This window comes from Methylobacterium sp. J-001 (assembly GCF_022829565.1).
Lineage (GTDB): Bacteria > Pseudomonadota > Alphaproteobacteria > Rhizobiales > Beijerinckiaceae > Methylobacterium.
In genome coordinates, this window is sequence record NZ_JAKSYN010000131.1 from 1 (window position 1) to 2,651 (window position 2,651).

2 protein-coding genes are annotated in these 2,651 nt (G+C 66.5%); both read left to right on the plus strand.

All coding sequences use genetic code 11. The features are described from left to right. On the plus strand, positions 1–951 hold a 951-nt coding region (locus tag MKK65_RS15140), incomplete at its 5' end, for a methyl-accepting chemotaxis protein (RefSeq protein WP_243958600.1). 320 nt (positions 952–1,271) lie between these two features. Further along, on the plus strand, positions 1,272–2,651 hold a 1,380-nt coding region (locus tag MKK65_RS15145; protein WP_243958603.1), incomplete at its 3' end, for a cache domain-containing protein.

Below are 2,651 nucleotides of genomic sequence, written 5' to 3' on the forward strand. Positions count from 1 at the left end.
TTGGTCGGCCGTGCCGTCGAGGGCATCAAGGCGCGGGTGGCGCAACAGGCCCGCGACCAGGTCGAAGCGCAGCACCTGGCCGACGAGGCCGCCGCAGCCGAGCGCAAGCGCGGCATGATCGCGCTGGCCGACGGCTTCGAGGAGGCCGTGGGCGCGATCGTCGGCATGGTCTCGGCCTCGGCCAACGAGCTCCAGGGCACCGCCCAGGCGCTGACCGCAACCGCGACCCAGGCGGCGGCGCAATCCACCAGCGTCGAGGCGGCCGCCGAGGAGGCCGCCACCAACGTCCGCACCGTCGCAGCCGCCGCGGAACAGCTCGGCTCCAGCGTGCAGGAGATCGCTGGCCAGGTCGGAGGCTCGGCGAGCCTCGCACGAGCCGCTGTCGGCGAGGCGGATCAAACGGGTCGGCTGGTGCAGGAACTGGCCCAAGCGGTGTCCAAGATCGGCGAAGCGATCGGGCTGATCTCCAGCATCGCGGCCCAGACCAATCTTCTGGCTCTGAACGCCACGATCGAGGCGGCCCGCGCTGGCGACGCGGGGCGGGGGTTTGCGGTCGTGGCCTCTGAGGTGAAAGAACTGGCCGCCCAGACCGCCAAGGCCACCGAAGAGATCACGGGTTATATCGGCCGGATCCAGGGCTCGACCGACCATGCCGCGCGTGCGATCGGCGGGATCGTCACGCGCATTCGCGACATCAACGACGTCACGGGCGCCGTGGCCGCGGCGGTTGAGGAGCAGGGTGCGGCGACCCAGGAGATCGTCCGTAACGTGAGCCAAGCGGCAAGCGGTACCGACGAGGTGACGACCAGCATCGCCGGCGTCGCCGAGGCAGCGGAGCAGACCGGTACGGCGGCTCATCAGGTTCTGGACGCGGCGTCCGCGCTTTCACGTCAGTCGGCGCAGCTCAGCGACGAGGTCGCCCGCTTCCTGCATTCGGTCCGAGCCGCCTGAACGCGCCGGCACCCGCTCGATCATCGACGTGGTCCGGGCTGGATCCTCCAGCATTTCTCTCGCCGTGCGCTGAAACGCAAAGCTTCTCTACGCGCAAGGTCGTACATTTTTGAAAGCAGTCCGTAAGGATCAAACGTTAGACCCTTCATCGACGGGACCAGATCGCAACGTCTCTGTCTATAAAACGATCTGACAGACTGCAAATACGTTAGTCCGCTCAACGATCGGTCTGATCAAACTCAAATATATGCGACCGACAACAAACGATTGCAGGATTTGCGCTGGAGACCGATTGATCATCGACCGATGAGGAGTGTACCGTGCCTGAACCGATCATGACCGCAGCCGGATCCGCCCGGGGCTCGCGCCTGCGCCTTGGGATATCGGGCCGCGCGACGCTCCTCATCCTGGCGATCGTGTGCGTTACCTTCATGGCGAGCTCGGTCTACATCTACCGCGCGCAATCGTCTGTCCTGCGGGCGAGCATCCAGACGAACATGGCGAACCTGAGCGCCACGACGGCGCGGAGCGTCGCCAACTGGCTGCGCGGCAAGCTCGACCTGACGCTGATGATGGCCCAGCAGATCCCCGATTCCGGTACTGGATCAGCCGTCGATCCGGTGCTCGGCGCCCCGATCGTTCGGGAAACCTTCTACGTCAGCTATCTGGGCCGCACGGACGGCGCGTACACGAAGATACCGAAGGGCGAGGTACCTGCAGGCTACGATCCGCGCAAACGCCCGTGGTTCAAGGATGTCGCCGCCGCAAATGGGCCGATCGTCACCGAACCCTATACCTCGGCAAGCCGCGGGACCTTCGTCATCACCGCTGCGGCACCCGTCCATGATGCGACGGGGACGCTGACCGGCGTGACCGGCGGCGATTTCGAGGCCGCCGCTCTGGCTCAGATGATCAGCGCTGTCGCTCAGAATGGGAACAGCTACGCCTATTTGGTATCCGGCAAAGGCACGGTGCTGATTCATCCCCAGACGAACCGCATCGGCAAACCGCTCTCAGAGCTGCTGTCCGGGCCGATGCCCCAGATCGGGGAGCAGGTGGTCGAGACCCGCGAGGGCGACCGGCCGACGCTCACAGTCTTCGCGCGTATCCCAAACCTGCCGGCCTCCCTCGATTGGTATGTAGCCGTCTCTGTCGACAAAGAGATGGCTTTTGCGCAGGTGGATCATCTGGCTCAGATGATGGCGGCGACGACCCTCATCGCGTTGCTCCTCCTCGCAATCGTGGTGAGCCGGCTGATGACGATCACCGTGTCGCGCCCACTGAACCGCCTAGTCGGCGCTCTGCAGCACATGAGTCAGGGGGCGATCGATGCAGAGATCGCCGAGGCCCGGCGCAATGACGAGATCGGCTTGGTCGGCCGCGCGGTCGGGGGCATCAAGGAGTTGGTGGCGCAGAGGGCCCGCGATCAGGCCGAGGCCAGGCGTTTGGCCGACGAGGCCGCCGCAGCCGAGCGCAAGCGCGCCATGATCGCGCTGGCCGACGGCTTCGAGCAGGCCGTGGGCGCGATCGTCGGCATGGTCTCGGCCTCGGCCAACGAACTCCAGGGCACCGCCCAGGCGCTGACCGCAACCGCGACCCAGGCGGCGGCGCAATCCACCAGCGTCGCGGCGGCCGCCGAGGAGGCCGCCACCAACGTCCGCACCGTCGCAGCCGCCGCGGAACAGCTCGGCTCCAGCGTG